This is a genomic window from Paenibacillus paludis (genome assembly GCF_042610515.1).
GTDB lineage: Bacteria > Bacillota > Bacilli > Paenibacillales > Paenibacillaceae > Paenibacillus_AQ.
Genome location: NZ_JBGJZP010000009.1, coordinates 103,493 through 128,854, shown reverse-complemented (window position 1 = coordinate 128,854; position 25,362 = coordinate 103,493). Strand labels below are relative to the sequence as shown.

Annotated in this window: 19 protein-coding genes and 2 pseudogenes; 2 read left to right on the top strand and 19 right to left on the bottom strand. The window is 49.1% G+C overall.

The features are described 5' to 3' along the window. Positions 1-229: 229 nt before the first annotated feature. On the bottom strand, positions 230-2,476 hold the full coding sequence (locus ACAN56_RS18840) for a glycoside hydrolase family 95 protein (RefSeq protein WP_379144930.1): 2,247 nt from the start codon (positions 2,474-2,476) through the stop codon (positions 230-232). Between the two features lie 54 nt (positions 2,477-2,530). On the opposite strand from ACAN56_RS18840, the gene ACAN56_RS18835 reads away from it, so the two are divergent. Next, positions 2,531-2,719, top strand: a complete 189-nt coding sequence (locus ACAN56_RS18835) for a helix-turn-helix domain-containing protein (protein WP_038589865.1) — start codon at positions 2,531-2,533, stop codon at positions 2,717-2,719. Between the two features lie 98 nt (positions 2,720-2,817). On the opposite strand, the gene ACAN56_RS18830 is transcribed toward ACAN56_RS18835, so the two are convergent. Next, the gene (locus ACAN56_RS18830) at positions 2,818-4,245 is read right to left on the bottom strand and encodes a family 43 glycosylhydrolase (RefSeq protein ID WP_379145161.1); all 1,428 of its coding nucleotides are present in this window, start codon (positions 4,243-4,245) and stop codon (positions 2,818-2,820) included. 588 nt (positions 4,246-4,833) lie between these two features. Between ACAN56_RS18830 and ACAN56_RS35505 the strand changes: the two are divergent. Further along, positions 4,834-5,003, top strand: a pseudogene (locus ACAN56_RS35505) (glycosyl hydrolase family 8); the annotation flags it as partial. 248 nt (positions 5,004-5,251) lie between these two features. Here ACAN56_RS35505 and ACAN56_RS18820 read toward each other — a convergent pair. The 17 genes and pseudogenes from ACAN56_RS18820 to ACAN56_RS18740 all read right to left on the bottom strand — a co-directional run bounded on the left by ACAN56_RS18820 (position 5,252) and on the right by ACAN56_RS18740 (position 25,048). After that, entirely contained in the window at positions 5,252-6,001 is a 750-nt protein-coding gene (locus tag ACAN56_RS18820; RefSeq protein WP_379144923.1) for a class I SAM-dependent methyltransferase, read from the bottom strand. 7 nt (positions 6,002-6,008) lie between these two features. Then, the gene (locus tag ACAN56_RS18815) at positions 6,009-6,761 is read right to left on the bottom strand and encodes a class I SAM-dependent methyltransferase (RefSeq protein ID WP_379144921.1); all 753 of its coding nucleotides are present in this window, start codon (positions 6,759-6,761) and stop codon (positions 6,009-6,011) included. Then, positions 6,761-8,440 (bottom strand): nickel ABC transporter substrate-binding protein, encoded by a 1,680-nt coding sequence (locus ACAN56_RS18810; RefSeq protein WP_379144918.1) that lies wholly within the window; start codon positions 8,438-8,440, stop codon positions 6,761-6,763. Before ACAN56_RS18810 ends, ACAN56_RS18815 begins: the two co-directional genes overlap by 1 nt. A 58-nt stretch (positions 8,441-8,498) precedes the next feature. Further along, positions 8,499-9,296, bottom strand: coding sequence for an ATP-binding cassette domain-containing protein (locus ACAN56_RS18805; RefSeq protein ID WP_379144916.1), 798 nt, complete (start codon positions 9,294-9,296; stop codon positions 8,499-8,501). 48 nt (positions 9,297-9,344) lie between these two features. Beyond that, on the bottom strand, positions 9,345-10,130 hold the full coding sequence (locus tag ACAN56_RS18800; RefSeq protein ID WP_076112363.1) for an ABC transporter ATP-binding protein: 786 nt from the start codon (positions 10,128-10,130) through the stop codon (positions 9,345-9,347). Continuing rightward, positions 10,127-10,972, bottom strand: coding sequence for a nickel transporter permease (gene nikC / locus ACAN56_RS18795; RefSeq protein WP_076112362.1), 846 nt, complete (start codon positions 10,970-10,972; stop codon positions 10,127-10,129). The genes ACAN56_RS18800 and nikC overlap by 4 nt, the downstream gene beginning before the upstream one ends. A 23-nt stretch (positions 10,973-10,995) precedes the next feature. Continuing rightward, positions 10,996-11,940: a nickel ABC transporter permease gene (nikB, locus tag ACAN56_RS18790; protein WP_379144913.1), complete on the bottom strand. Its 945-nt coding sequence runs from the start codon at positions 11,938-11,940 to the stop codon at positions 10,996-10,998. Positions 11,941-12,398: 458 nt separating this feature from the next. After that, a pseudogene (locus ACAN56_RS18785) lies at positions 12,399-12,562 on the bottom strand (SDR family oxidoreductase); the annotation flags it as partial. A 170-nt stretch (positions 12,563-12,732) separates the two neighbouring features. After that, positions 12,733-12,921: a DUF3737 family protein gene (locus ACAN56_RS18780; RefSeq protein WP_081965792.1), complete on the bottom strand. Its 189-nt coding sequence runs from the start codon at positions 12,919-12,921 to the stop codon at positions 12,733-12,735. Positions 12,922-12,965: 44 nt separating this feature from the next. Then, positions 12,966-13,847, bottom strand: a complete 882-nt coding sequence (locus ACAN56_RS18775) for a LysR family transcriptional regulator (RefSeq protein ID WP_379144910.1) — start codon at positions 13,845-13,847, stop codon at positions 12,966-12,968. A 212-nt stretch (positions 13,848-14,059) separates the two neighbouring features. Further along, the gene (locus ACAN56_RS18770; RefSeq protein ID WP_379144908.1) at positions 14,060-15,424 is read right to left on the bottom strand and encodes an MATE family efflux transporter; all 1,365 of its coding nucleotides are present in this window, start codon (positions 15,422-15,424) and stop codon (positions 14,060-14,062) included. A 425-nt stretch (positions 15,425-15,849) separates the two neighbouring features. Beyond that, positions 15,850-17,745: an RICIN domain-containing protein gene (locus tag ACAN56_RS18765; protein WP_379144906.1), complete on the bottom strand. Its 1,896-nt coding sequence runs from the start codon at positions 17,743-17,745 to the stop codon at positions 15,850-15,852. A 146-nt stretch (positions 17,746-17,891) separates the two neighbouring features. Next, positions 17,892-19,460, bottom strand: coding sequence for an extracellular solute-binding protein (locus tag ACAN56_RS18760; protein ID WP_379144903.1), 1,569 nt, complete (start codon positions 19,458-19,460; stop codon positions 17,892-17,894). Positions 19,461-19,559: 99 nt separating this feature from the next. Next, positions 19,560-20,495, bottom strand: coding sequence for a carbohydrate ABC transporter permease (locus tag ACAN56_RS18755; protein ID WP_052091999.1), 936 nt, complete (start codon positions 20,493-20,495; stop codon positions 19,560-19,562). A 15-nt stretch (positions 20,496-20,510) separates the two neighbouring features. Further along, the gene (locus tag ACAN56_RS18750; RefSeq protein ID WP_038599402.1) at positions 20,511-21,431 is read right to left on the bottom strand and encodes an ABC transporter permease; all 921 of its coding nucleotides are present in this window, start codon (positions 21,429-21,431) and stop codon (positions 20,511-20,513) included. A gap of 226 nt (positions 21,432-21,657) precedes the next feature. Continuing rightward, the gene (locus ACAN56_RS18745; protein ID WP_379144900.1) at positions 21,658-23,958 is read right to left on the bottom strand and encodes a helix-turn-helix domain-containing protein; all 2,301 of its coding nucleotides are present in this window, start codon (positions 23,956-23,958) and stop codon (positions 21,658-21,660) included. A 52-nt stretch (positions 23,959-24,010) separates the two neighbouring features. Then, positions 24,011-25,048 (bottom strand): LacI family DNA-binding transcriptional regulator, encoded by a 1,038-nt coding sequence (locus tag ACAN56_RS18740; RefSeq protein WP_379144898.1) that lies wholly within the window; start codon positions 25,046-25,048, stop codon positions 24,011-24,013. Positions 25,049-25,362 lie beyond the last annotated feature (314 nt).

Below are 25,362 nucleotides of genomic sequence, written 5' to 3'. Positions count from 1 at the left end.
GGATGGAGTGAAGGCTTCCAGAAAAGTTATTTCTGCGGGTGAAGCAAAAGCGATGCAGAACGATTTCAAGAAACGTCGATTGCATAGCGGAAATGGATTTGCCTCAAACGAAGTCCCTGCCAAGCGAAAAAAGGCTGGCGTTAATACGCCAACCCCAGCCAGCACTGTTCTATTATACAGACAAAAACACCCTGGCAGGTAAATATGGTCTTGGAGGTGATATATTTTCTTACCGGGTGAACGTATAGGAGCATCCGGCTTCTCCTGTGAACGAAACGGGGTCAAGACCGGGAGCTTCCAGACAGCAAGGACCGGTAACTGTGCAGGTCACAACAGCTTCCGTAACAAGACCCTCCGCCCAGGTGAAATCGAGGGTATATCCGCCCCTTGCCCGCAGGCCTTTGACGCTCCCCTCGCTCCAGCTTGTCGGCAGCGCGGGCAGCAGCTTGATTCCATCGGCATGGCTTTGCAGCAGCATCTCGGCAATCCCCGCCGCTCCTCCAAAATTGCCGTCAATCTGGAACGGAGGGTGGTTGTCAAACAGGTTGGGCAGCGTAGAATGCTCCAAAAGAGCACGGACGTTTGCATAGGCTTTGCCCTCATCCTTCAATCTGGCCCAAAAGTTAATAATCCAGGCCCGGCTCCAGCCGGTGTGACCGCCGCCGTTCGCAAGCCTGCGTTCCAGCGTCGTCCGGGCGGCTTCAGCCAGTTCTGGCGTATGCTCCATGCTAAAGGAGTCGCCGGGATAAAGTGCAAAAAGATGGGAGATGTGGCGATGCCCCGGCTCCACCTCTTCATAATCCTCCATCCACTCCTGGATCTGGCCATATTTCCCGATTTGTGGTTTGGGAAGCCGCTCCAGAGCGGAGGCGAGTTCTTCGCGGAACGCCTCGTCCCTGCCGGTAATCTCTGCACTGCGGATGCAGGCTCCAAACAGCGCTTCTATTATCTGAAAATCCATCGAAGCCCCGGCGCAGAGCACTCCCGACTCGCCGCTTGGCAGCTTATAGGTGTTCTCAGGGGAGACGGACGGGCAGGTAATCAGCCGGCCTTCGGCGTCTTCCATCAAATAATCAAGCAGGAACTGGGCCGCCTCCTTCATCGTCTCATACGCCTGTGCCAGAAAATAATGGTCCTGGCTGAACCGGTAATGCTCCCAGAGATGCAGGCACAGCCAGGCTGCGCCCAGCGGCCAGAAAGAAGCCGGCAGGTAGGTATCCTGAGGAGCTGTGTCTGCCCAGATATCCGTATTGTGATGTGCCGTGAACCCCCGGCAACCGTACATAACCCTGGCTGTGACCCTCCCTGGCTCCCGCATCCGCTCGATCAAATCAAACAGTGGCTCATGGCATTCAGCCAGGTTGCAGATTTCCGCAGGCCAATAATTCATTTGCGCATTGATATTGATCGTGAATTTGCTGTCCCAAGCTGGGGTGAAGCTGTCATTCCAGATACCCTGCAGATTCGCGGGCAAGGAGCCTTGACGGCTGGAGGAGATAAGCAAATAGCGGCCATACTGGAAATAGGTCGCTATCAGACCGTTATCCTCCTCTCCCTTCCGGAGCAGTTTCAGCCGTTCGTCGGTCGGTAAAGCACGTTTATGTGGGATCTCCGGCAGTGCCAGCTCAACTCGTCCGTACAGTCCGCGGTAATCTGCGATATGCCGGGCCAGCAGATCTTCATATGGAACCTGGCTCAGCTCTTCCAGCCGTCTTTTGGCGTAAAGCTCCGGATCAGGATGGCGAAACGTGGTTCCTGCGGCCAGCAGTAGCGTAACCGAGCATGCACCATCCACAAGCAAATACTCGCCAATGGTCCGGCAGATACCTTCTTCCGTGACAGCCTTCAAGACAGCGGCAAAGGAGCTGCCCCCTTTGCCGCCGCAATCTCCGCTCATCGCCAGTCCGCTGTTCTGCCATTTCTCTGTTTTCTCCAGGTATCTCCAGCTGTGGCGGTTAAACCTCGCCTTCAGGGAAACTCCTTCCTTATTGTCGGTGGAAATTCGAATGACAATGGCCTGATCCGGGTAGCTAGCAAACATCTCGCGGGTATACCAAACCTCACCGATCCGGTAACTAATCCGGGATACGCCGCACTCCAAATCAAGCTCTCTTCTGTAGTCATCGGCAGGCTGTTCGTGACCTCCGAATGACAGCAGTAGCTCACCCAGCGGCAAATAATGCCGCTGCGCTTCGGGCAGTCCCGCCATCGACATTGCAGCCAGTGTCTCAGCCTCCATGAGCCTTCCCTCCAGAATCAGCTTGCGAATCTCGGGTAAATGAGGCAGCGCATCTTCATTGTTGCGATCACGCGGACCGCCGTACCATACGGAATCCTCATTAAGTTGCAGCTTCTCCTCGGCTGCACCGCCAAAAATCATAGCACCGAGCCGCCCGTTTCCAATCGGCAAAGCCTCATTCCATTCTCCCGCCGGTTGGCGGTACCACAACTGCTGCTTGTGTACCATGCTTGTCATGCTTGTACCCTCCTTTAATCTGCCTAATAGTGTTGAACATAGCGATACTATATCGTGATACGCGTGCAGATCGATTCCGCAAATGCCGATCCGGCGAATCTGCTTCGCACCGGATCATACAATATATTGGAAGCCGCATTCGAGTCCGGTTACCAGCATGTCAGTTATTTTTCCAAGTGGTTCAAATTTTATATGAATATGACGCCTTCAGACTACAAGGCCAGTTATTCTTCCGGTCTTTAGCCATCGGACCAGCCAACCGGCAAGAGAAAAAAAGGCAGCACCAGAGTATACCCCAAGCGCTGCATTCTTTTTAAAGAGTATTCAAAATCCACTTGGGATTATTCCAAAGTAAATGAGGCCAGACTGGCACCGCCATTGCCGGTATACGTAAAATACAGTGCTTGTACACCGTCCGGAATAGCTAGTTCAGTAGAGTATTCCTTCCAGACATTTGCAAACCCTACCGGTATCCGTCCGAGAACCGGTCCGTCCCACGACGTTTTTATTTCAAACACGCCCTGGCAATATCCGCGCACCTTGATTTTGATTTTGGTGACTCCCTCGCACGCGAAATATTTAAAACCGGCGGTAGCCGAATCCGTCATATTGGCAATATAGCCGATTTCCTCGTCGCCATCCCTGCCGTCCTGGGTAATTTTCGGAAACCGGCTGTCCATCCATGCTCCGGTACGGCCGAAGCCTCCGGTGTATATTTCCTGATCTTTGCAGAACAAATGGCAGGTAAGGTATGCCGGATATTCCCCCCGGCCCTCGAGCGGCCCTCCGTTCGGACCGCAGGATGTTACCTCCACCTGGGGAATAGTGCCATCCCCGCGGAATTCAATCCTTTCGATGCAGCCCTGCCGGCAGAATGCCGTCCCATTGGTGTGCCGGTGATAAAAAATGTACCATTCTCCGTTGATTTCAACGATGCTGCCATGGTTATTGCCGCCATAATACATCGGCTGGTCCCCCGGCTTGTACGTATCGATATGAAGATCGCAATTGCTGACAATGACTCCCTGGTAGGTGAAGTCTCTTGTCGGATGCTTGCTGGTCGCATAGCACAGCTCATGCATGGAGATCGAGGAATAGATAAGGTAGTAGGTATCTCCCCTTTTGCGGATGGAAGGAGCTTCGAAGAACTCGTAACCTTCGAATCCGCTCCCCTTGCTGTATGGCTGGCTCGGCGCAACAAATACAGGTTCTTCGACAATTGTGAGCATATCCGGGCCAAGCACCGTTGCCATTGCGCCATGTCTGGATTGGTCTCCATACGCGCAGAATCCGGTGTACAGGTAGGTGTTCTCTCCTTCGGTCAGTACGCCGGGGTCAAACTGCGGCTCGTCGCCTTCCCGCTCTCCAAGGCGTGTTCCATCGGCATATCTGACATAGCCGTAGAACTTATACTTGCCTCCCGGCTTGTCGCAGACAGCTACCGAAACGACGGGAACCTTGTCCAGTACATAGTAGAGATAGTACCGCCCGTCCGGTCCCACGGTGACATCGGGAGCATACAGGCACATGCTGCCTTCAGGGTTAAACGGATCATCCGTAGTCCGGTAGATTACGTCCTCATACCGCCAATCGGCCAGATTGTCCTCCGGTGCCGACCAGCAGACATAGTCATTCAAGCAAAAAGCGTGTCCGTTAAAACGGTCATGAGAGCCATACACATACACTCTGCCTTCAAAAACATACGGCTCTCCGTCGGGTACATATTCCCAAGACGGGAGATACGGATTGAATCCTTGTTTTTTTGCCATCGTAATTTCCCCCTTGTCATTTATAAATTTTGTCTGCTTATGCGTGCATTCTTCACCGGTGCCATCAAGGTCACAAACAGCCTCTTTGACATAAAGCTCCTTGTGCAGTTGAACCAGACCATGATTATGAAAGGTAACCAGATCCGGGGAGGTCCACAGAAGAATATGCCCTCTGCTTTCTACGTCATCATCTCCCAATGCATCAACTCTGACCGCGACAATGCCGAAAGAGCCGTCAGCGGTGCGGAACATGATTTTTCACCCTATTCCTACCCATCACCCTTACATTTTTTTTGCTTCACGGTTTGTCCATTACAGTATAGTGAAGCACCTTGATCGAAGTCCATGACATATAGCCACTTAACATTGATCTATTCTTAGATGTTCCGGAAATGATTTGCGGTGTGGAGAACCAGGCCTGAATCATCTATAAATTTCAAGGAAAACTCTTTAATTTCTATACCACCGCTTATGTTAGACTTTGAGAAAACCATATCCAATGGAGGATTGTTATGAACATCTTCAAAAAAGGCTCCTTCTATACGGGAAAATACAGAAACCTCTTCCAGGAGAACGGAATGTCGGAGAGGCGATCCGATGTGGGATCCGGCGACCAAGCTGATTAAGTTCGTTCCTGAAACTCCTTTCAGCGATCCCTCTTACCCTCTGCCGCATTTCTATGAATTATTTGCCCTGCAGGCGGACGAACAGGACAGAGCGTTCTGGAAAAACGCGGCTCCAGAAGCAGAGCCTATCTGTAAAAGGCTTGCCATCCGGAAACCGGCCTTTCCCCCGAATATTCTTTTATTATTACTTGATATTCAACAATTTCCCCAGCCGAGGTACACCAATCGTTTATGATATCAAATTCTTAAATGGACAACCCTCCAACTTGGACGTTGCCAAGATTGAGCTGAAAACGAAAATTCCATACAAAAAGCAGCGACTCTCCTTTAGAGAATCGCTGCTTTTTTTCTCATTTCATTATTATTATAGCTGCTCATTATCATTTCTCGGCGCAAATCATGAACATCGGTGTTGAACGGTTCAATACTTGCTGCTTCTCATCCAGCACTATGGCGTTCAGGTTCTCTTCTGTATATACAGCGGAGAAACCCTCTTCCTTGAGGGTCCGTACATCCCACTCCGGACGCCACTCTCTGGTCAGCGGCAATAAAAGGCTCAGACGGTCAGTCTCCTCGATATCCTTGTGATGCGGAAGCTCACCAAAACCCCTGTCTATGTAGGCCTGCTGATCCTCGGCATGCTTCAGCTGCATCTCTTCGTCCCAAAGATGACGGTTCCAGTTGGCATCGAAAACCAGCAGCCTTCCCTCCGGCTTGAGTACTCTTCTCCATTCCTTGTACGCTGACTGCGGATCGGCAAGGCTCCAGGTGACATTACGGCATACGATCAGATCAAAGCTCTCCGCTGCAAAGTCCAGCTTGTGTGAATCCATCTTGCGGAAAGTAACGGTGACACCTTCCCGGCTGGTATGTGCTCTCGCTTCTTCCAGCATATTGTCTGTGCAGTCGACCGCAGTGACCAGATGCCCGGCACTGGAGAGAATCACAGAGAAGAAGCCGGGACCGCAGCCAATATCAAGAACATGCAGTCTATCCTTCTGCGGTGCATTCGCCAGGATAAGCTTCAGCCACGCTTCCCGCTGGAATCCGTTCAGTTCCCGCTGAATGCCTTCACTATACAGCTCTGCTTCACCTTCCCAATATGTTTCTACTTCCTGCTGGATACTCATGTATCATTCACTCCTTCTTGGCTATAATCATGAACCGGTTTACATTCTGGTAGCCGTATTTCAAATAATTCAGCGGCATCGCACGGGCAGGAATAAAGTTCCGCTGAACATCTATGCTGCGGAATCCGGCCCGTATCAGCGCTTTCTCATCGGCCTCAGGCCGCAGTACATTAACAAACGGCAGCTCGCTTAGCATACTTTTATCCTGATTACTCCGTTGCCGGATTCTCTTCTCTGTAAGCAGAATCAGTGTCCAAGACAAGGCATACCATAGTCTGCGAAATACAGTCCTGCTCTCGTTATACAAATAATTACCGTCAAAAATAATCAGGGCCCCTCCAGGCTTCAGAATCCGGTACCACTCGGCATAAGCCTTCTGTGGATCGGGCAGCGTCCATACCACATCCCGGCAAACCACTGCATCAAAGCTGTCGTCCAGCTCAGCATGCAAATCCGCAGCATCGCCGACATAAGCAGGAACTTTATATCCAAAATGTTCAAAATTCTGTGAAGCTCTATAGATCATCCCCTGAGATGCATCAACGGCTGTAGGCAGATGTCCCATCTGCGATAAGAGGATGGAGAAAAAACCGGGCCCGGTTCCCACATCCAGCACCTTTTGATGGGATTTAACTCTCAAGCCTTTTGTAATCAGCTGCTTCCACAGGTTAATGGTTGTCTTGCTGCGGAATTGGGTCTGTATGACTTTGTCATAACTCTCCGAGCTTGCGGTCCAATATTTCGAAATTTCTCTCAACATCATTCTCCACCTATATCCAGCTGATTCCAGAAGATTGGCGAGAAGGTGGTATACCCGGCTTTGAACCCTGTTACTCTCTTGTTCACTGCCAGGATATCATCAGGGAAGTATATAGAAGCAAACATGGCCTCCTGGTACAGCTTGGTGAAAATAGAGTCATAAGCGCTCTGGCGTTCCTGCAGATCGGTTGTACCTACGGCTGTGTCAATCAGTGATTCCAGTCCAGCATCTGACCAGACCACAGCAGGTGCTTCCTCAGTTTCATGGAACAGAGATAGGAGGAACGCATGCGGATTATATGCATCATCGTAGGTCCGGTACATGATCAGATCATAAGCTTTGGTTGTCCATAAGGCATCGTAATAGGCATTAGGCTCCAGAACCTGAAGATTCACAGCAATCCCAATCTCTTTGAGTTCGGACTGAATCAGCTCACTGATCGATTTCCATTCCGGAAATTCAGCCTGCTGCAGTACAAAGTTCAGCTCAAGCGGCGTACCAGCCTGCTCGACAATTCCATCTCCGTTTGAATCACTATAACCTGCATCCGCGAGAAGCTGTTTCGCTTCCGCCGGATCGAAGCCGTACCAGGTATTATTGGAGTCCGTCACATAAGGAACTGTCAGCGGGAACAAACCTTTAGCTTCACTGCCGATACCATCCATCAGATCATTGACGATACTTTTTTTGTTAATAGCCAAATTAATGGCTTTACGCACATTCAGATCTTGCAGAGCGGGTGTATTGTAGTTGAAGATCATGAAATGAGAGTTTGTTCCAGGTGCTTTTTGCAAGCTCAGTGAGGAAGCCGCTTCGATCACGGCTACACTTTCCACCGGAATCTTACCCATTTGTCCCCCGGCAATGTCTATATCCCCGCTTTGCAGCGCCAGTACTCTGGACTGCGGGTCAGGAATGACCTTCAGAATGATTGTGGACAGCTTCGGCATTTCTCCCCAATAATAGGGATTTCTGACGAGTACGGCTTCCTGATCGGTTGTGAAGCTCTCGGCCATCCATGCCCCGGTTCCAATCGCTTTGATGAATTTGCCGGTAACATCCCCTGCAGGCTCCACCGCGGAAGGGCTGATCATCCGTACTGGTCTTGCAAAGGAAAGCTCTGTCAGGAAGGGATAATAAGCTTTGGTGAAGGTCATGGTAATCGTATGCTCATCCACAACATCAATAGATTGCATCGCTGTAGCCACATTCAACGAATTGGCCGGATCTTTAATCCAGCGTTCAAAGGAGAATTTAACAGCTTCAGCATTAAACTCCGTACCATCTGAGAATTTGACTCCTTGGCGGAGATGAAAAGTATATACTTTTCCATCTTCGGAAATATCCCAGGACTCCGCAAGTGCCGGCAGGATTTCGCCCTTTTCTCCGTACTCCACCAATCCGTCATATATCATCGCATGCACATTCATCGAGCCCTTATAGGCACCGGCGTCCAGCTGATCCACACCGGCATCAGCCGATATAGCAACAGTGATTACCTTGTCCTGAGCGTTGGCTGCTTGTGCGGCTTCATTATTGGCAGTGTTATTCGAACCGGCCGTTGGAGTGCTGCTATTATTGTTGCTGTTGCTGCAGCCTGATGTCACCATAATTACCGCAAGAAGCATTAAGAATAATAGTTGTGTTAATAAGCTGTTTGTCTTTGAATTCGTTCTCATTCCCAGTACTCCCCTTCTCCATTTAACATCATCAGAACGGCTGTAGTGCCAAGCTTTGCTAGACTTTCTTTCTTAACCTGGGGTCCTGCACTGGTACTGATGACAGCAATGTTCGTGTATAAGGGTGGCTCCCTTGCTGCATGATATGCACACCCGATTGCTTCTCCACAATTCCCCCTTGATACATCACAGCCACACTGTCGCACAAACGGCTTACAACGGACAAGTCATGTGTAATGAAAACATAGGATAATCCCAGCCCATGCTTCAACTCCTGCAGCAGATCCATCATTTGTTTCCGCAAGGTAACATCCAGACTCGAGAAGGGTTCATCACATACAATCAGCTCCGGCCGCAGCGTGATCGCTCTGGCAATCCCTACCCTCTGCTGCTGGCCGCCACTGAGTTCATGCGGATAGCGGCGGATATGCCGCTGCTCCAGACCCACAAGATCGAGCGTATCTGCTACCACTTCCCTGAGGTTTTCGGCCTTGCCCGTTCCGTAGTTTCGCAGCGGCTCGCCGATAATCTGCTCTACCGTAAACAAGGGATTGAAGGAAGCGAGACTATTCTGAAACACCATTTGCATATTGCTGCGGATCATACGCATCTTGCTGTGGCTCCAATCCGTATAATCCGTGCTTCGGTACAGAACCCTTCCGGAGGACGGTTTCTCCAATCCCAGCAGAATTCTGGCCAAAGTGCTTTTACCACACCCGCTTTCACCTACAAGTCCCAGGCTTTCACCGGCCTCAAGACTGAGTGACAGATTGTTCACGGCTTGAACACTCTTGGCCTTATGTGTGAACCACCCCCTTTCCGCACTATACCTTTTGTTCAGGCTTACCGCTTCCAACAGCTTTATAGCTCCCACCTTCTTTGAATTTATGTGTTATTACAGTTGTTATCTGCATTCTATTAAATACTTAGTATATGGATGCACTGGATTCGAAAAGAGTTCAAACACGTTTCCCGATTCCACGATCTTCCCGGATTTCATCACATATACATAATCTGCGAGCTCAGCTACAACGCCGAGGTCATGTGTGATCAGCAAGATGCCGACATGGTTCTCCCATCTAATTCTGTCCAGCTCTTTGAGAATCTGGGCTTGAATGGTTACATCCAGTGCTGTTGTAGGCTCATCTGCAATAAGCAGGCGTGCACCGGAAACCAGTGCGATGGCGATCATTACCCGCTGACACATGCCACCGCTGATCTGAAAAGGATATTTATTGAAAAGCCGCTCAGGTTCGGCCAAGCCTGCTTGCTGCATCTGCCTCAAGGCAAGCGCCTTAGCTTCTTTTCCCGATACCCGTTTGTGCAGCATAACCGTCTCCATAAGCTGCCTGCCAATAGTCAGCACCGGATTCAGCGCATTCATGGGATCTTGAAAGATAACAGCCATTTCTGTTCCCCGGAGCTTCCTTAACTGGCGGCTGGAGCACTCCAGAAGGTTGTTGCATCCCAGCCGGATTTCTCCGCTCTCAATAATGCCTGGCGGGTCTACTAATCCTAAGATGGACATTGCCGTAACACTTTTGCCGCTGCCGCTCTCACCGACAAGTGCTACAATTTGCTGCGGCTTCACTTCGATGCTGACATCATCCACAGCCGTAACTTTTCGACTCCCTGTATGGAAGCTGGTACGTAAATGACTGACTTTCAGCAGTGCAGGTCCTTCCATCATCTTCTGAATCCCCACTTCCCTATAGTAACGGAATCATGCTCTGACCGGCGCAAGCCCTCCCCCAGCAGATTAAAGCCCAGGACAGCAAGCATTATTGCCAGTCCGGGGAACAGCATTAGCCGCGGCTGCGTCTGAATGTAGGCGCGGCTGTCGTTCAGCATAATCCCCCATTCCGGTGTTGGCGGCTGGGCTCCCAAACCCAGAAAAGACAAACCTGCAATCGAGAGCATAATTGTACCCACCTCCATAGAAGCAAGAACCAGAATGGGACGGGCAGCGTTCAGCAGGATATGCCTGAGTACGATTTGCAGATGGGGAGTGCCTGACGCTTTGGCTGCCAGAATATATCCACTTTCCTTAATTTCAAGCACCATGCTGCGGATCACCCTGGCGTACCCCGTCCACCATACTGCGGCAAATGCGATTAACAGGTTCTTCATACTGGGTCCCAGCATGGCTGCAATGGCAAGGGATAGAATCAGGCTCGGAAAGGCAAGCAGGATATCGATGATCCGCATCATCAAGTGATCGATCCTTCCGCCAACGTAACCGGCAAGAAGACCAACTGGAATGCTGATCGCAAAAACAACGATCAGTACTATGAATGAATAATACAGGGATGTCCGGGTTCCATAGATCAACCGGGATAAGACACAGCGTCCCAGATGATCGGTACCGAGCGGGTATTGCCAGGAAGGCATGCTCAATTTGTGTTCCATGTGAATCTGCAGCGGATCAGAGGGTGACAGCCAGGGGGCGAAGAGTCCTATACAAATGAATAAGAGCACTATGCCCGCTCCCAACCGGGCTCCTGTATTCTTAAATAAGCTAATACGAAACATGACAAGCGGCTCCTTCTAGAGCTTCACCGCAGCCTGATTCGAGGATCCAGCAGCAGATGCAGCAGATCCACTGCCAGGTTAATCAGGACAACGACAACAGCCATCAATAATACATAACCCTGAATGACAATATAATCCTTCCCAAAAATAGCCTCGATGGCATATTTACCGATTCCCGGCCAGGAAAATATAGTTTCAACAATAACAGAGCCGCCGAGCAGCCCGGCTATGTTAACACCAAGGAGGGTAAGACTTGGAAGAAGCGCATTGCGGAGTGCATGACCTGTGATAATCCTCCATTCCTGCAGTCCCTTGGCTCTGGCTGCCGTGATGTACGGCTTGCCCAGAACGTTCAGCAGACTGGAACGAATCAAACGGATATAGACTCCTGCCATACCAAAGCCTAGTGTAAATGCAGGCAGAATTACACTGGCAGCCCCCTCCATTCCCGTAACAGGAAACAGTTTAAGCTTCACTGCACCATAATAAATCAGGAGCAGGCTAAGCCAATACCCTGGCATTGAAACACTGAGCAGTGCGACTACTCTGCCCAGCCGATCGGGCAGTCTCCCCGGATACAGTGCTGAGCCCACTCCAAGAGGCAGGGCAATAAGAATTGCAGCCAATAAGGAACAGGCGCTGAGCAGCATTGTGGCCGGAAAACGGTTCATTAGCTCCGTGAACACGGGACGGCTGCTGCTGTAAGATATCCCTAAATCGAGATGGAGCACCCGGTACAACCAATGGAAGTACTGCATATGTATAGGACCGTCCAGACCAAGGATATGCCTGGTCGCTTCAATAGCTTCACGTGTAGGCTTAATGCCGTCAACACGCAGCATAATCTCCGCCGGATCACCTGGCGTTAAGTGCATCAGCGCAAAGGTAATGAAAGAGATGCCTAACAGCACGGGGATCATCTGCAGCAAACGCTGCAACAGATAACGAATGATGGCATTCAACTCCAAATTATTAATCGTAATTATTACGATTATATCACAATAATTTTGAATTAGTAGTCTTAAAAATATTTATTTCATGTTTATCCATAATAATTACGATTATGACAAGTCTACTAATTTGGTAAATCCCCTACTCCTGCCGAAGAAACGCCTGCTCTCCACGATTCGTAGAATCAAAAGGAACAAAATAAATAAATAAGACCTATACCAAGAACAATCTTTATATAACCCACGTTGGCACGATTCTATACTCTGTACCAATAGCGCTAATGATCCTAGCACGCTTCAACAAGCAGATAAAGCAATGTCTGCAGCGAAGTTAATCCGGAGTAGGGCTGCAAGCACAGCTCCGGAGGATGCCCCTAAAAGTCCGGGCATTAATAACGTTTTCCCAAGTCCATTATGCAGGTCGAATAAATTTGCTGATTTATAGTTACCTTAAGACCATTTGCCTGTTAATACCTAATGATATGAACTGATTTACGTTCTCTCATTGACGGGAGTACCGCAGCAATCGCATATAGACCCCTTTATTGTTGACGTCAATCATCTGCTCCCATTCCTCAATTTTTTTCTTAAACGGCATGATACCCGCATTATTAACTAATACATCAATCTGCCCAAACTCTATTTCGTTTTTAAAAGTAGTTTTAGACGCTTGATTATCCTTAAATGTACCTACTCCGTCTATTTAATGAGGGTAGAACATTTTCTTTCAAGAACGGATTCTCCAAAAAGCTTTGCCCTCCTATCGAGTACTGATGGTCCTTATATACCAACTCGTTTACGAGAACATTTCTACACCACACCTGTACAAAACAAAATCCATTCTTTTTGAACACCTTCACTATTCATCCCAAAGTAATCTCCTCTTGCAGACACATGCTTCAAGTTTACATCTTTGCAATTCCATAATGTCTCTAGCGCGTTTGACAGAGCTACATTAGTGAGGTGGATATAGCTTGCACGCCGAAATATGTATACCAAATTCCCGAATGAGCCATTTCTAAATACTTATAATCAATGCCTTTTCATGCTTTTTTGTTATCCCTTATATATTGAATAAGCAGCTCAGTTGCGGCACTGAAGATTTGTGACTTTTTCCATGCAAATACATGTCCAGTGGTAAGCAGTGGTGTGAAAGGAATAAACCGAGTATTTTTGCTGCCGCGAATTTCATGAGCACCTTCGACACAAATGGCATAACCCAACTTTTCCTCAACCAATAGCGATGCATTCGTCAGTAAATTATGGGTAGCAAATATCTGGAGTTCTTCTTCTGAAATACCAAACCAGCTGGACAGTTCGTTTCTAACAATCATTCTTCTGGGTGGAATAAGAGGCAGCTTTATCACTTCTTCTATCCCGATTGAATCTCTTTGTGCTAGAAGATCGTCCTCACGCATTACAATCCCCCACTTTTCCAAGGTTGGCAAATGAATATAGTTATATTTTGCGGTTTCAATCGGTTCTAGTAGTATCCCAATATCAATGATACCCTTATCAAGCTTCTCGCGAATATCATCTCCGTCCGCACTATATAGGTCATATCGAACAAGCGGATAACGATTGGAAAACTCCCTTAGCACCTCTGCAAGCATACGTGAGGCATTAGTTTCTACACATCCAATAGACACTGTTCCCCCAACAGAATCTTTCTGATGGGTAAATTCATGCGTGGTCTTGCTAACTAAGGAAACGATTTCGTTAGCTCTTTGCTGAAACAGAATCCCCTCAGTTGTTAAAGTGATTTTTTTATTCCCTCGGATAAATAAGGTAACACCTAGCTCTTCTTCCAACTGCTTGAGTTGGCGGCTTAAATTGGGCTGTGAAACATGAAGAACCTCAACTGCTTTGGTAATACTTCCTTCTCTAGCTACAGTTAAATAGTAATTTATTACTCTCAATTCCACCACGAACCCTCCTAAAGGCAGGATAGTTTAATAAAATGATATTAATCCACACTTCTACGGGAGAAACACCAAAGCTAAGTGCGGCCGGACGCATGTATTTAAGCTGGTCAATTCCTTGACAGCCGATTAAAGTGGGGCAGTCTCCAATAAATTGGATTCATACCCTGGAAACAGTTTTTCAAGATACTCTTTTGCGGCTTCTGTAGTTTTCATTAACTACATCTCCTTATAGTATGGAATTTTGTCCATTTCCCGTTTACATATCGCCAGACAAAGATGATTCCTTTTACTAACCAATCGCAGTATATGGCGATCCATGTTGCAAACATATCCATGTGGAACCAATATACAAATGCATAAGCAAGTGCAATACGACAGAATATCATCGTTAGCATACTAATTTTCATAGGGTAGGTTGCATCCCCTGAAGCACGGAAGACAACTGGCAATGTATTGCCAAGAGGCCATATTAGCATCATTACAATGGCATGGCTCCATACGATTTTGGTCGTCAAAAGAGTTGCTGCTTCTGATAAGTCATAAGCATTCAAAATAGCCGGTAACAGCAACAAGATGACGATCGAGCTAATGATCTGTGCGATATAGATAATGAGGATAATTTTCTTCGTGTAATATCTGGCCTGCTCATAATCATTGGCACCTGCACATCTGGCCACGATGACCGTCAAACCCAACCCTATGGCCATTCCGGGGAGCGCCTGAAACGACACAATCGTGCCCCCGACTGAATTGGCAGCTATTGCAGCTGTTCCGAAGGTAGATACAAGACTCAGTACCAGAAGCCTTCCGAAATAAAACATGCCATTTTCTAAACCAAAGGGTACGCCGATCGCCAATATGCGCTTGATCATTCCCAAATCAAATTTGTGCCGGAATGTCTTTTGTAGATATAAGATATTTTTAGGGTTGAATGCGAGAAAGATAATGATACCTGCAGCCCCAAGTCTCGAAGCTAATGTGGAAATTGCAATACCTGAAGTACCCATGTCAAAGAGATAAACAAATAATACATTTCCTACGACATTCAAAATATTCATATAAAGCATGATCTTCATGGGTAGCTTTGAATTTCCCATCGTACGAAAAATGACAGCACCTGCATTATAAAGTGCCAGAGCAGGAATGGATAACGCTACAATCATCAGATAGGTATTAGCATGTCCGTATACCTCTTCACTAATCTGACCAAAAAGTCCATGTAAAATGAAATTTTTCATCAAGTATATTAGTAACATGACGATTAACCCTAAGCAGCCCAGTAACCATATTAATTGATTGCAGACTTTTCGTGCTTCATTCTCTTGCTTGTTTCCAAGGAACTGCCCGGCAATCACAGCACCACCAGTAGCAAGCGCGGCAAAGATACTGATTAGCAAGGCCATGACAAACTCCACCAATGATACGCCGGATACTGCCGCTTCACTAACAGCTGCGATCATTATAGAGCTTATTAGGCCAACTGAAAATTCTAAGAATTGCTCAACAATTAGAGGAATAAACAGCTTGCTTAAGTCTTTATTGGAAAATAACTTATGGTTCACTAGTGCTGTATTCAAAGTCACACTCCTCATTTATTGAAACTGTTATATGGAATGCACTTATCGTCTGATTGCATCGCTAATTAGCTTGATTTTAAATCAACAGCTTCTCCATAGCTAATACTTATAATTAATGCCTTGTCATGCTTTTTTGTTAGAGAGTAATTTGATGGGCCTTTCACCAAATTTGTTAAATTCTTAAAATAAACATTCATATTCTATCTAAATGTGGCAGTCCAGATATCAAATTAGAGGATTCCACAGAAACAGCGCATCAGTTTCTTATGCGCTGTTTCTTAATATACATATGGGTAGTTAGACAGATTTCAAATAAATGTAAAATAGCCTGCGGCAGTTTCTGCCACAAGCTATTTAATGTTGATAGTTATATTTTTTTGACTACTTCATAAACGTCCCTCACCATATACGGAGGGTAGCAAACCTTACGGGGCCACAAAAAAGAATAGCTGATTGTCCGCTCCGGTATAGGACCACTGCTGGATTTTGGTCCCGTTCATGGTTGAAGCACCTGGAATATCCAGCACTTTGCCGCTGTGCTTATTCACCACCTTATAATAACCCCCGCCTACCGCTTCAAGCTTCCACTGCTGATTATTTCCTCCCGTACCGGTAAGCGCCCACTGCTGAACGCCCGCACCGTCCGTGGTGGAGCCGTTTATCACATCAAGGGCTTTGCCGCTGGCTGTGTTAACGATATTGACATACCCGCTTCCTGCATCGCTGATCGTCCACCGCTGGTTATTTCCGCCTGTATACTCCCATTGCTGGACAAGCGCTCCATCCGCAGTAGAAACATCAGTCACATCCAGGGCCATTTCACTTGCTTTGCTCAAGATCTTATAGGTGCCGCCGGTCACCGGGGCCGAGGTGGACGACCATTTGAATGTGATCGCGCCCCCGGCAGGAACCGTGTACGTGAATGACTGGGAATTCCACTGAATCTTGACGGTCTTAGCACTGGAGAGCCGGTTGGACAGCACAAGCGCAATGGTGCCGTCCGGATTTTTATAGGCTACGTCCTCCATGCTGTCCTGAAACGTATTCGAATCAATGCGGGACGCATTGAGGTCGACAAATTTGCTGCTGTGTCCCAGACCGTAAAATTGCGGGTTGTAGGTCACTGAGTCCGTAGTGTCAGAGCGGATGGTCAGCAGGCCGCGGTTGGCAGTATCAATTCCGGCGAGCGCGGGGCCGCCATTCTGATCCAGCGCGACATTCCACATGATATAGGACTTTGCCCAGTTTCTGGGGAAGCGGATCATATGCATCATCAGATCCTGGAACATTCCCATGTTCGTGCCGCCGCCAATCCACGTTCCGCTGCCGCCTTCCGTGAACCAGATCCGTTTGGTTGGATACTGGTTATGCAGCGTGGTCAGGTTGGAATGGCTAAGGGCCGAATAATAATGAAAAGCACTGCCCTGCGTATAGGCAGATGCGCTAGACCCCAGCACTGACGAGGCATAGCTGATATCGTCATAGTTGTGGTCATAGGCCATAATTTGAGTGTTAAGTCCGTTCTGTGCCAGCTTCGGGCCCAGCACATTGATCAGATTGCTTTGTTCACTGGCAGACATTAGCAGTCCGGGATAGTGTGGGGCAAATTTCGGTTCATTCTGCAGGGAGAGGGCATAGACAGGTGTTCCAAGTGCAGCATACTGCTGCAGATATTTCACCAGATAATTGGCATAGGCATCATAGCTATCGGTACGTAGAGTGCCGCCCGTATCGCCGTAGAGGCTTTTTTGCGTCTTCATCCAGGCCGGAGGACTCCACGGGGCGGCGAACAGCTTGATCCGGCCCGGATTAACGTTGTAGGCCTGATTAAGCATAGGGCGGATATAGGCTTCATCCCTCCAGAGCGAGAAAGCGCTCAGGTTCATATCATCACTGTTCCCGTTCGTATCATCATAGGTCCACATTTCCCAGTTGAAGTCACTCGCGCCGATCGGCTGGCGGAGGGCGCTGATGTTGATGCCGCTGGCGCTGAACAGCTGATTCATGACCTCGGTTCTTTTGGCTGCAGACAGTTTGTTTTGCAGCAGCCAGCTGGATGAATCTGTGAGTGAAGCTCCAAAACCGTCCATCGTCTGATACGTGCTTCCTTCATTGACAGCAATCGTATAGTCGGCACCTGCGCTGGATGCAGAGAACCTGACATCCGACTGTCTTGCCAACCAAGTATTTGTGTTGGGATTGGACAGCCATACCTGTACGTTTTCACCTGCAGCCTGCGCCTGCTGCGGTGAGGACACCGCCCCCATGGGCACGGAAATAGCCAGAACAACTGCCAGAGTCAGCATTTTTTTGATTGCCATAACAGTTCACTCTCCCTGAATAATATGAACTTCTCAAAATGCCCTTATAGTGCTAACAGTTTTGATGACTTAACCCTTTCTTTTCTGAATATGAACTGGAACAGCGGCGAAATTGCCTCCGCCGCTGTTCCTCATCATTCCAAGTTTTATTTAATTCCTTTTTCGTCAAAATACTGATTCGATTGTTCCTGCACATAAGCCAGGAGTTTTTCGACCCCGGCTTTTTTCAGCTTGTCGCGATAGGTCTTGAGTGCAGCGTCCACATCAGGTATCAGCCCGAGCATCAGCGGCTTGCCGTATTGCTCAAACACCTGGTTGACCGCTGCAAGCTCAGTTTTGACCGGATCATAATCCATATAAATGGGTCCAAAAATATCCGGTTTGCTGATTGCATTGAATTCTACCTTCAGCTTATCGAGGCCGTCCCAGCCTCCTTCTTCTTTCAGCATGTTGGGCTCATAGCGCCAGCCCCAGCTTGCGATATCGAAACGCGGCGTCACATTAAGATCGACACCCGGTGCCGGAATGACAATCGTTTTGGCGTCCTTGCCCTTGGCCCAGTGCTTGCCTTCGATCCCGTAGGTCATCAGATCAAAGTAAACAGGGTCGTTGCGAAGCTTATCGAGCACCATCAGCGAGCGCTCCGGATTCTCCGAACTCTTCGGAACAGCCATCGCGTTCGAGCTTGGCAGCGTCGGCATTACATAATTGTGGAACCGGGTGAACGGGAAGTAGCCGATGTCCATATTCAGTTTTTTTGCCTTCACCTCATTAATAAAGCCTCCGGCGCTGGACGGGTTGCGCCAGTAGAGCGCTCCTTGTCCGGTCTTGATGAAATCGCCGGCTTCCTGCTTCGAGGACAGCGAATTTTTGTTCCAGTAGCCCTTGTCTGCCCACTCCTTCATCTTCTTGACCCAAGCTTCGTACTTGTCGGTAAACGGTACGATTTGAATGTCCCGCGGAGTATCGTAAGAATTGGCCGCGATCACCTCACTTCCGCCAATCATCCGGAAATCATTCCAGTATTCGGATAGGAACTTCACGTTATCATAGACCAAGCCATTGATCGGGGTAACATGCTTCTTCGTCTTCACGGCATCCATGTAAGCCTCAATCGAATTCAGGTCGGTGAACTCCGGCAGGCCCAATTCCTTGCGCCAGTCCTCCCGGTAGACGTAGCCGGCTGGCGTGTATTCCGGAACCGTATTCGGCACCGCGTAAATACCGCCGCCGACCGTGACGGAGCCCCAGTCATCCTTCGGCACATTGCCCCAGGTTACCAGCGCATATTCAGGGAGCAGCTTCGTCAGATCCAGGAACGCCCCCTGCTTGGACAGCTTGTAGAAATCTGCCCAGCTCGATGCGAAGATCATGTCGATCTTCTCACCGGAGGTTAACAGCAGATTATATTTAGTCTGCCAGTCGTTCCAGGTGGTAAACTTGAGATCGACCGTAGTGTTCAAATCTTTTTCCAGCATTTTGTTCCATTCGTCCATCACCTTGTCCATATCCTTATGCGTATCGCCAACCAGATACCAGGTCAGCTTTACCTTTTTTGCTGTAGCCTCATTTGCCGATGGGCTGGCATTGCCTCCGGACGTATCCGGATTGTTCTTTTCCGCCGCACCGTTATTCGATCCGCCACAGCCTGCCAGCAGCGATGCCAGCATGGAGAGCGAGACGAGCAGCGTCCATCTTTTTTTGATTTTCCCCAACTTGATTCCTCCTCAATTAATGTGCTAAATGCTTCGAGCCTGTCTGACCTTGCCCTTTATTACTTATAAAAAAATACTATGTTAGCCGGCAAGCCGGTTCTAACCTTTGACCGCTCCAACAGTAAGCCCTTTCACGAAGTAGCGCTGAACGAAAGGATATAGCAGGATAATTGGCCCTGTCGCCACTACAGCAACGGCCATTTTAAGTGTTTCTGTCGGCGGCACGACATTAGCGGCCAAGTAGGCCCCGTTATTCGTCCGCAGCACCGCTGCGCTGGACAGGATTTTATAGAGCAGGAATTGCAGCGGATATTTACTATCCGTTGTAATGAACATATTGGCATTGAACCAGTCGTTCCAGTAGCCGAGTGCGAGAAACAGCCCGATTGTGGCGAGTCCCGGCGTCGACAGCGGCAGAATCAGCCTCTGGTAGATTTTGAAATCACCTGCGCCATCAATTTTGGCGGACTCTACAATGGATTCAGGGATCGACTTCATGAAGCTGCGCATCAGGATAATGTTCCAGGCACTCAGCAGCGGAGGCAGAATCAGCGCCCAATAGCTGTCTTTGAGCCCCAGATTTTTGGTCATGAGAATATACCAGGGAATCAGGCCGCCGCTGAACAGCGTTGTGAAGTAAATAAAGAACGAAATGCCGTTGCGCATCGCGAAATCCTTGCGGGAGAGGACATACCCGGCCATCGAGGTCAGGAAAATACCCAGCAGCGAGCCGGCGACGGTCACACCGATCGTTACACCATAAGCCCGGTATATTTGCTCCGGCGTACTAAATAAGGACTTATACGCCTCGAACGAGACCGTGTCCGGGAACAATTGAAAGCCTTTTGAGATAATCTCCAGCTCATCGGTAAAAGAACCGGCGACGATCAGCCAGAAGGGGATGAGACAGATCAGGGAAACGAATGTCAACAGCGTGTAGCCGATGATATTAAAAACGATGGTTTCCTTGTCCTGCTTGATCCGGCTGCCCTTGAAGGCATCCGCTTTGGCCAGTTGTTTGACTTGGGTACTCATGCGTATACCTCCTTTCTAAAACAAGGAGTAGTCCTTGTTCGTCTTACGGATGATGTAATTGACAATCATGATTAAAGCGAAGCCGAAGAATGATTGATACAGGCCGGCTGCCGTACCCATACCGATGTCAAAATTGACTGTCAGGGAACGGAACACAAACGTGTCGATAATATCTGTGGCATCGTAGAGCATACCGTTGCTGCCGATAATCTGATAGAACAGATCGAATTGCCCCTTCATAATGCCGCCTAGACTGAACAGAATCAGCAGAATGAATGTAGGCTTCAGCAACGGCAGCGTAATATTGCGGATTTGCTGAAAGATAGTCGCCCCGTCGATTTTCGCCGCTTCGTAATATTCATCGCTGATCGCCATAATGGCCGCCAAATAAATGACAGTGCCGTAGCCAAGCCCTTTCCAGACACTAAAGAACACAATAATGAACTTCCACGGTGCCGTATGCAGGTAGAAATCATAGGAATGAAGTCCAAGCTGCTTAAGTACGCTGTTGACTACCCCAAGATCTGAGAACAGGTTATAGACGAACGCGCCTACCAGCACCCAGGACAGAAAATAGGGAAGAAACATCAGCGACTGGGCTGTCTTCTTAAACAGCTTGCCGGACAGCTGAGCAAGGAATACGGCACAAATAATCTGCATGATATTACCCAGTAAAATGAACGCCAGATTATACAGCACGGTATTCTTGGTCAGATTCCACAGCACTCCAGTATTAAATAAGAACTTGAAATTCTCCATCCCGACAAACTGGCTTCCAAACAGCCCTCCGTCAAAATCAAACTTCGTAAAGGCGTAATACACGCCTATCATCGGGATGTAACTAAACACAATGAAAAACACAATGGTTGGTGCAATCATTAGCAGAAGCGTCTTGCTCTGACGCAGCTCCCGGATGATCCCGCCCTTTCCGGACATCGAATCGGCCTCCTTCTCCTTCTGTTTGTATATTCCGCCGGTACTCCCGGCTTCAAGCTCCATACTAGGAGACCGCCTCTTTCCGGGCAACTTACCATATGCGATATGACTCACTTTCCGCTTAAAAAGCAGACTAATTTTTTCCGAACTGACTGCTTATTTGCTACCTCTGTCCGTTAAAAAAGGCGATCCTGCGCGATTTCGCCGCCATGGATCGCCTTCTCTTCTAATCAGCTGCAATGCCTGCCTCTACGCCGTCATCATCCTTTCGCCCCCGGCCCGTTCTGCGGTATTCCGCAGGCGTTACACCATTGTACTTCTTGAACGCTTTGAAAAAGTACGGGCTGTTCGAGAAGCCGGCGCGTTCTGCGATTTCTCCGACGGGGGCATCCGTATGCAGCAGCAGTTCGCGCACTCTGCTCATCCGCACCTCCTGGATATAACCGAGTATCGTCTGCAGCGTATGCTGTTTGAACACGCGCCCGATATAGGTGGCGGACATGCCAAGCTCCTCTGCCAGCATGTCCAGAGACAGATTCGGATCAGCATAACGTTCATCGAGAATTTTTTTGATCCGGCCCGGTAATTCATCCTGCCGGCTCTTCTTCCGTTCATTCATCTGATTCTCCAGCTGATCAAATAGGGACATACAACGTTCAATGAACTGCTCCATCGTCTCTATCCTGGAGTGCGGCATATACAGCTGCAGGTTAATGAACTCCCAGTCCTCGTTCGACGGAGAATGCTGCCGGATAATCCGCAGCGCGTTCTGCAGCGCAAAGGTCAGATGTGAAACGGCAAACTGGTAGGAAATATAGGTATAACCAGCCGTATCTATAATGATCTCGCGGAACTGCTGCCTTACATCAGCTATCCGCCCCAGCATCAGTTCATCAATCATCTGCTTCTCTTTATGCAGTGGATATTCATAACGTTTGGTCTTGTTCTGTTCCACCTCTTCAGCTTCGATATGGCTGCCGGCTCCGCTGAACACCCAGCTGTATGAGGCTTCAACCGCCTGCTGATATAAGGCGTGCACCGCTTCAATCCCCGGGCCGCTCAGGCTGGAGGAAACAGTGACCGACAGCTTCAAATATTCGCTGACCGCCGCCTGAATCCAGGAAGCCGACTCCTGGCACCGCTCCCGGTCACCTTCGGCATCGCCGGACATCTGAAGCAGCACCGCCGCCTGTTCATCCCCGATATCCGCCGCGGCGGCGGGAATGCCGGCGGCAGCGAACAGCTCCTGGGCAATGTTGAGCACTCCGTAGAGCAACAGCTTGCGGTCCTCCGCTTTGTATCGGTTCACGAACAGCAGGTGATCGTCCACCATGATCAGCAAGACACGGACCGGCTGTACAGGATCCAGCGGAATGCTGTACTGTTCAAACCGGGCGGCTGCATGCCGGGCGTTCATCTGTGTATATCCCTTCAACAGGCTGCGGAGATAATCCGTGCGCATGGCCTGGACACTCTCCCGCTGCTCTGTTTCCAGCTTACCCAGCCGGGAGAGCTTGTGGTTCAGCCCGCTGAAAATCCGCCGGGACAGCAGAGAAGACAGCGCAAGTCCGGCGAGCAGGATGCCCCCGGCAACGATCATCGTCTTGGTCCGCATACTGTCGATATTCCGGCTGATCACTGAATAAGGCACAATGCGGATATACCTCCAGCCCAGATAGTCAGGCCTGCTGTAGGTGACCAGTGATTTGACATGATCTACCGCAGCGGCAAAATACCCTGAGCCCTCCGGATCGCGCAATATCCGGTCTATATACGGCGTGCCCTTAAGGCTGGTCAGCATCGGTGTCTTCCAGCTGTTCGTGACAAGTGTGCCGTTCTCGTCGATCAGAAAGGTATTCGTCGGATCATTCGTCAGAGAACCGTCGATATGCTTATGCAGCTGCGTCTCCTTGATATTGACGACGACCGCATTCTTCCGCGACTTCTTGCTGAGCGTGTCATACAGCAAAAAAGTATACGTATCCCGTTCCCGCTCAGCGATGTTTCCGACGAGCCCATCGATCCTCAGCTTGCGGGGAATCGGCATTAGCGTGTTGTAATCGTTCACATGATGGAGCATGCTGCGCAGCTCCTGGTCGTAAAAATCCGGCTCGCTGAACACAGAAGGCACGTTCATATCGGAAGTGACATAGAAGGTGCGCGCCTCGGCATTGTACACATAGATAGACTCGATAAACGGCGAGGTTTCACGGTAATTGGTCAGCTGCCGGATGGAAGCGGCGATGTCCAGCGCACTGACGTCGGGAAAATTAAGCAGATTGGCGACATTCTGGTCGCTGTGAATCTGCTTGGCGAATGTGGCGGCGGTCACAGCCATCACGGAGGCTTCCTGAGTCGTCTGCGCCAGACTGTCCATCGTCTGATCATAGGATTGGCGGAGCGCGATTTTCTCAAAATTCATATACAGAATGATAGACAGGATGGAGATTGTCAGAAAAATCGTGACTACCATTACGGAAAAAAACTTCCCGAAGTAGCGATCTACCTTTCTGTGCGGCATTTTCATGCATGATCCCCCCACCAAAGGATAGTGTTGTTCCAGCCGCGTAAGTAGGCATTCATTTCGAATCAGCCCCTTTTTGCGAAGAACCTTTGACAACCAACCTGGAATCGATCATAAAATCCCTTTGACCCGGCTGGAGATTACCGTTGATCTGATCGATAACCTTGTCCGCCAGCAGCGCCCCCAACTCGTACAGCGGCTGTTCAACTGAGCTGATCTTAGGCGATACATAGTTGGTAATCCGGATATTGTCGACGCCCACCACCGCCATGCGGTCCGGAATCGCAATGCTATACTCAGAGCAAGCTTTGTACACACCTAGTGCCATCTCGTCATTGGCGGCAAAAACCGCTGTGAAATCGCTGCTCTCTTCCCATAGACGACGGAAAGCCGCATATCCTCCATCTTCGGAGAATTCTCCTTTGTCAACCAGAGTTGGCAGAAAAGGAAGTCCAGCCGCAGCCAGCCCCTCCTTGAACCCTTGCAGCCGCTCGATGCTATCCAGCGCATCCTCGTAGCCGTTCAGAAAAGCAATACGCCGGTGCCCGTTCGCTGCCAGATGAGTGACCACATCACGGCCGATTTTCCAGTTATCCGTAGTGAAGCAGGGAATATTGAGATGTCCAAGCCGGCGTCCGATAACCCCAATCGTGTAGCCTTCACCAGCGAAGGCTGCGATCTCTCCGTCGCTTAGCATCGGCGCCACCAGAATAATGCCGTCTACTGTCCGGTTCTGGAGCAGCGACAAATACTCCAGTTCCCTCTCCTTCTCATTTTGCGAATCACAGATGAGGATTTTGTAATTCATTGCGTTCGCCCTTTGTTCAATTCCCTTGATAATCTCGGCATGATAGGATATACCGATATCGAGTACGACGACGCCCAGCGTCATGGTCTTCCGGGATCGGAGCTGTTTGCCCATGGCGTTCGGTTTATAATTCAATTCCTGAATGGCCTTCAGTACCTTGCTTTGCGTTTCCTTGGTTACCAGCGGACTGTCGTTCAATACGCGGGATACCGTGGCAGGTGAGACATTGGCAATTCGGGCAACATCGATAATTTTGCTATCCTTCATCAGTTCACATACTTTCAAGGTTTGATAAATCCATTATAGCATTAATGAAATCGATTTCAATCTCCTTTCGTTCCCTGCCTGCAGGCGGCGTGGCATAAGGAATGCCCTTGAAGACACACTATCTGCCTTCCTACAGCCCTTCTAACTTTCCACTTGTTATCTCAATAATCTTCCAAAATCCCCCTCCCTCTGTATTGCCCTTTTGTGTAGTTATTAAGTTCATTCAATATAGCCTTCACTTCTTTACGTTTTACGGCAAAACAAATCAGGCACAGCACAAGCTATGCCTGATTTCTGCCCTTCCTTTCGAAGGATCGGGCCCTCTCCGGCAA

What these genes read in the sequence shown, in the direction of transcription:
- ACAN56_RS18840 (WP_379144930.1), bottom strand. Translation starts at nt 2,476, where the DNA reads ATGACAAGCATGGTACACAAGCAGCAGTTGTGGTACCGCCAACCGGCG.
- ACAN56_RS18830 (WP_379145161.1), bottom strand. Translation starts at nt 4,245, where the DNA reads ATGGCAAAAAAACAAGGATTCAATCCGTATCTCCCGTCTTGGGAATAT.
- ACAN56_RS18820 (WP_379144923.1), bottom strand. Translation starts at nt 6,001, where the DNA reads ATGAGTATCCAGCAGGAAGTAGAAACATATTGGGAAGGTGAAGCAGAG.
- ACAN56_RS18815 (WP_379144921.1), bottom strand. Translation starts at nt 6,761, where the DNA reads ATGTTGAGAGAAATTTCGAAATATTGGACCGCAAGCTCGGAGAGTTAT.
- ACAN56_RS18810 (WP_379144918.1), bottom strand. Translation starts at nt 8,440, where the DNA reads ATGAGAACGAATTCAAAGACAAACAGCTTATTAACACAACTATTATTC.
- ACAN56_RS18800 (WP_076112363.1), bottom strand. Translation starts at nt 10,130, where the DNA reads ATGATGGAAGGACCTGCACTGCTGAAAGTCAGTCATTTACGTACCAGC.
- nikC (WP_076112362.1), bottom strand. Translation starts at nt 10,972, where the DNA reads ATGTTTCGTATTAGCTTATTTAAGAATACAGGAGCCCGGTTGGGAGCG.
- ACAN56_RS18765 (WP_379144906.1), bottom strand. Translation starts at nt 17,745, where the DNA reads ATGGCAATCAAAAAAATGCTGACTCTGGCAGTTGTTCTGGCTATTTCC.
- ACAN56_RS18755 (WP_052091999.1), bottom strand. Translation starts at nt 20,495, where the DNA reads ATGAGTACCCAAGTCAAACAACTGGCCAAAGCGGATGCCTTCAAGGGC.
- ACAN56_RS18750 (WP_038599402.1), bottom strand. Translation starts at nt 21,431, where the DNA reads ATGTCCGGAAAGGGCGGGATCATCCGGGAGCTGCGTCAGAGCAAGACG.
- ACAN56_RS18745 (WP_379144900.1), bottom strand. Translation starts at nt 23,958, where the DNA reads ATGAAAATGCCGCACAGAAAGGTAGATCGCTACTTCGGGAAGTTTTTT.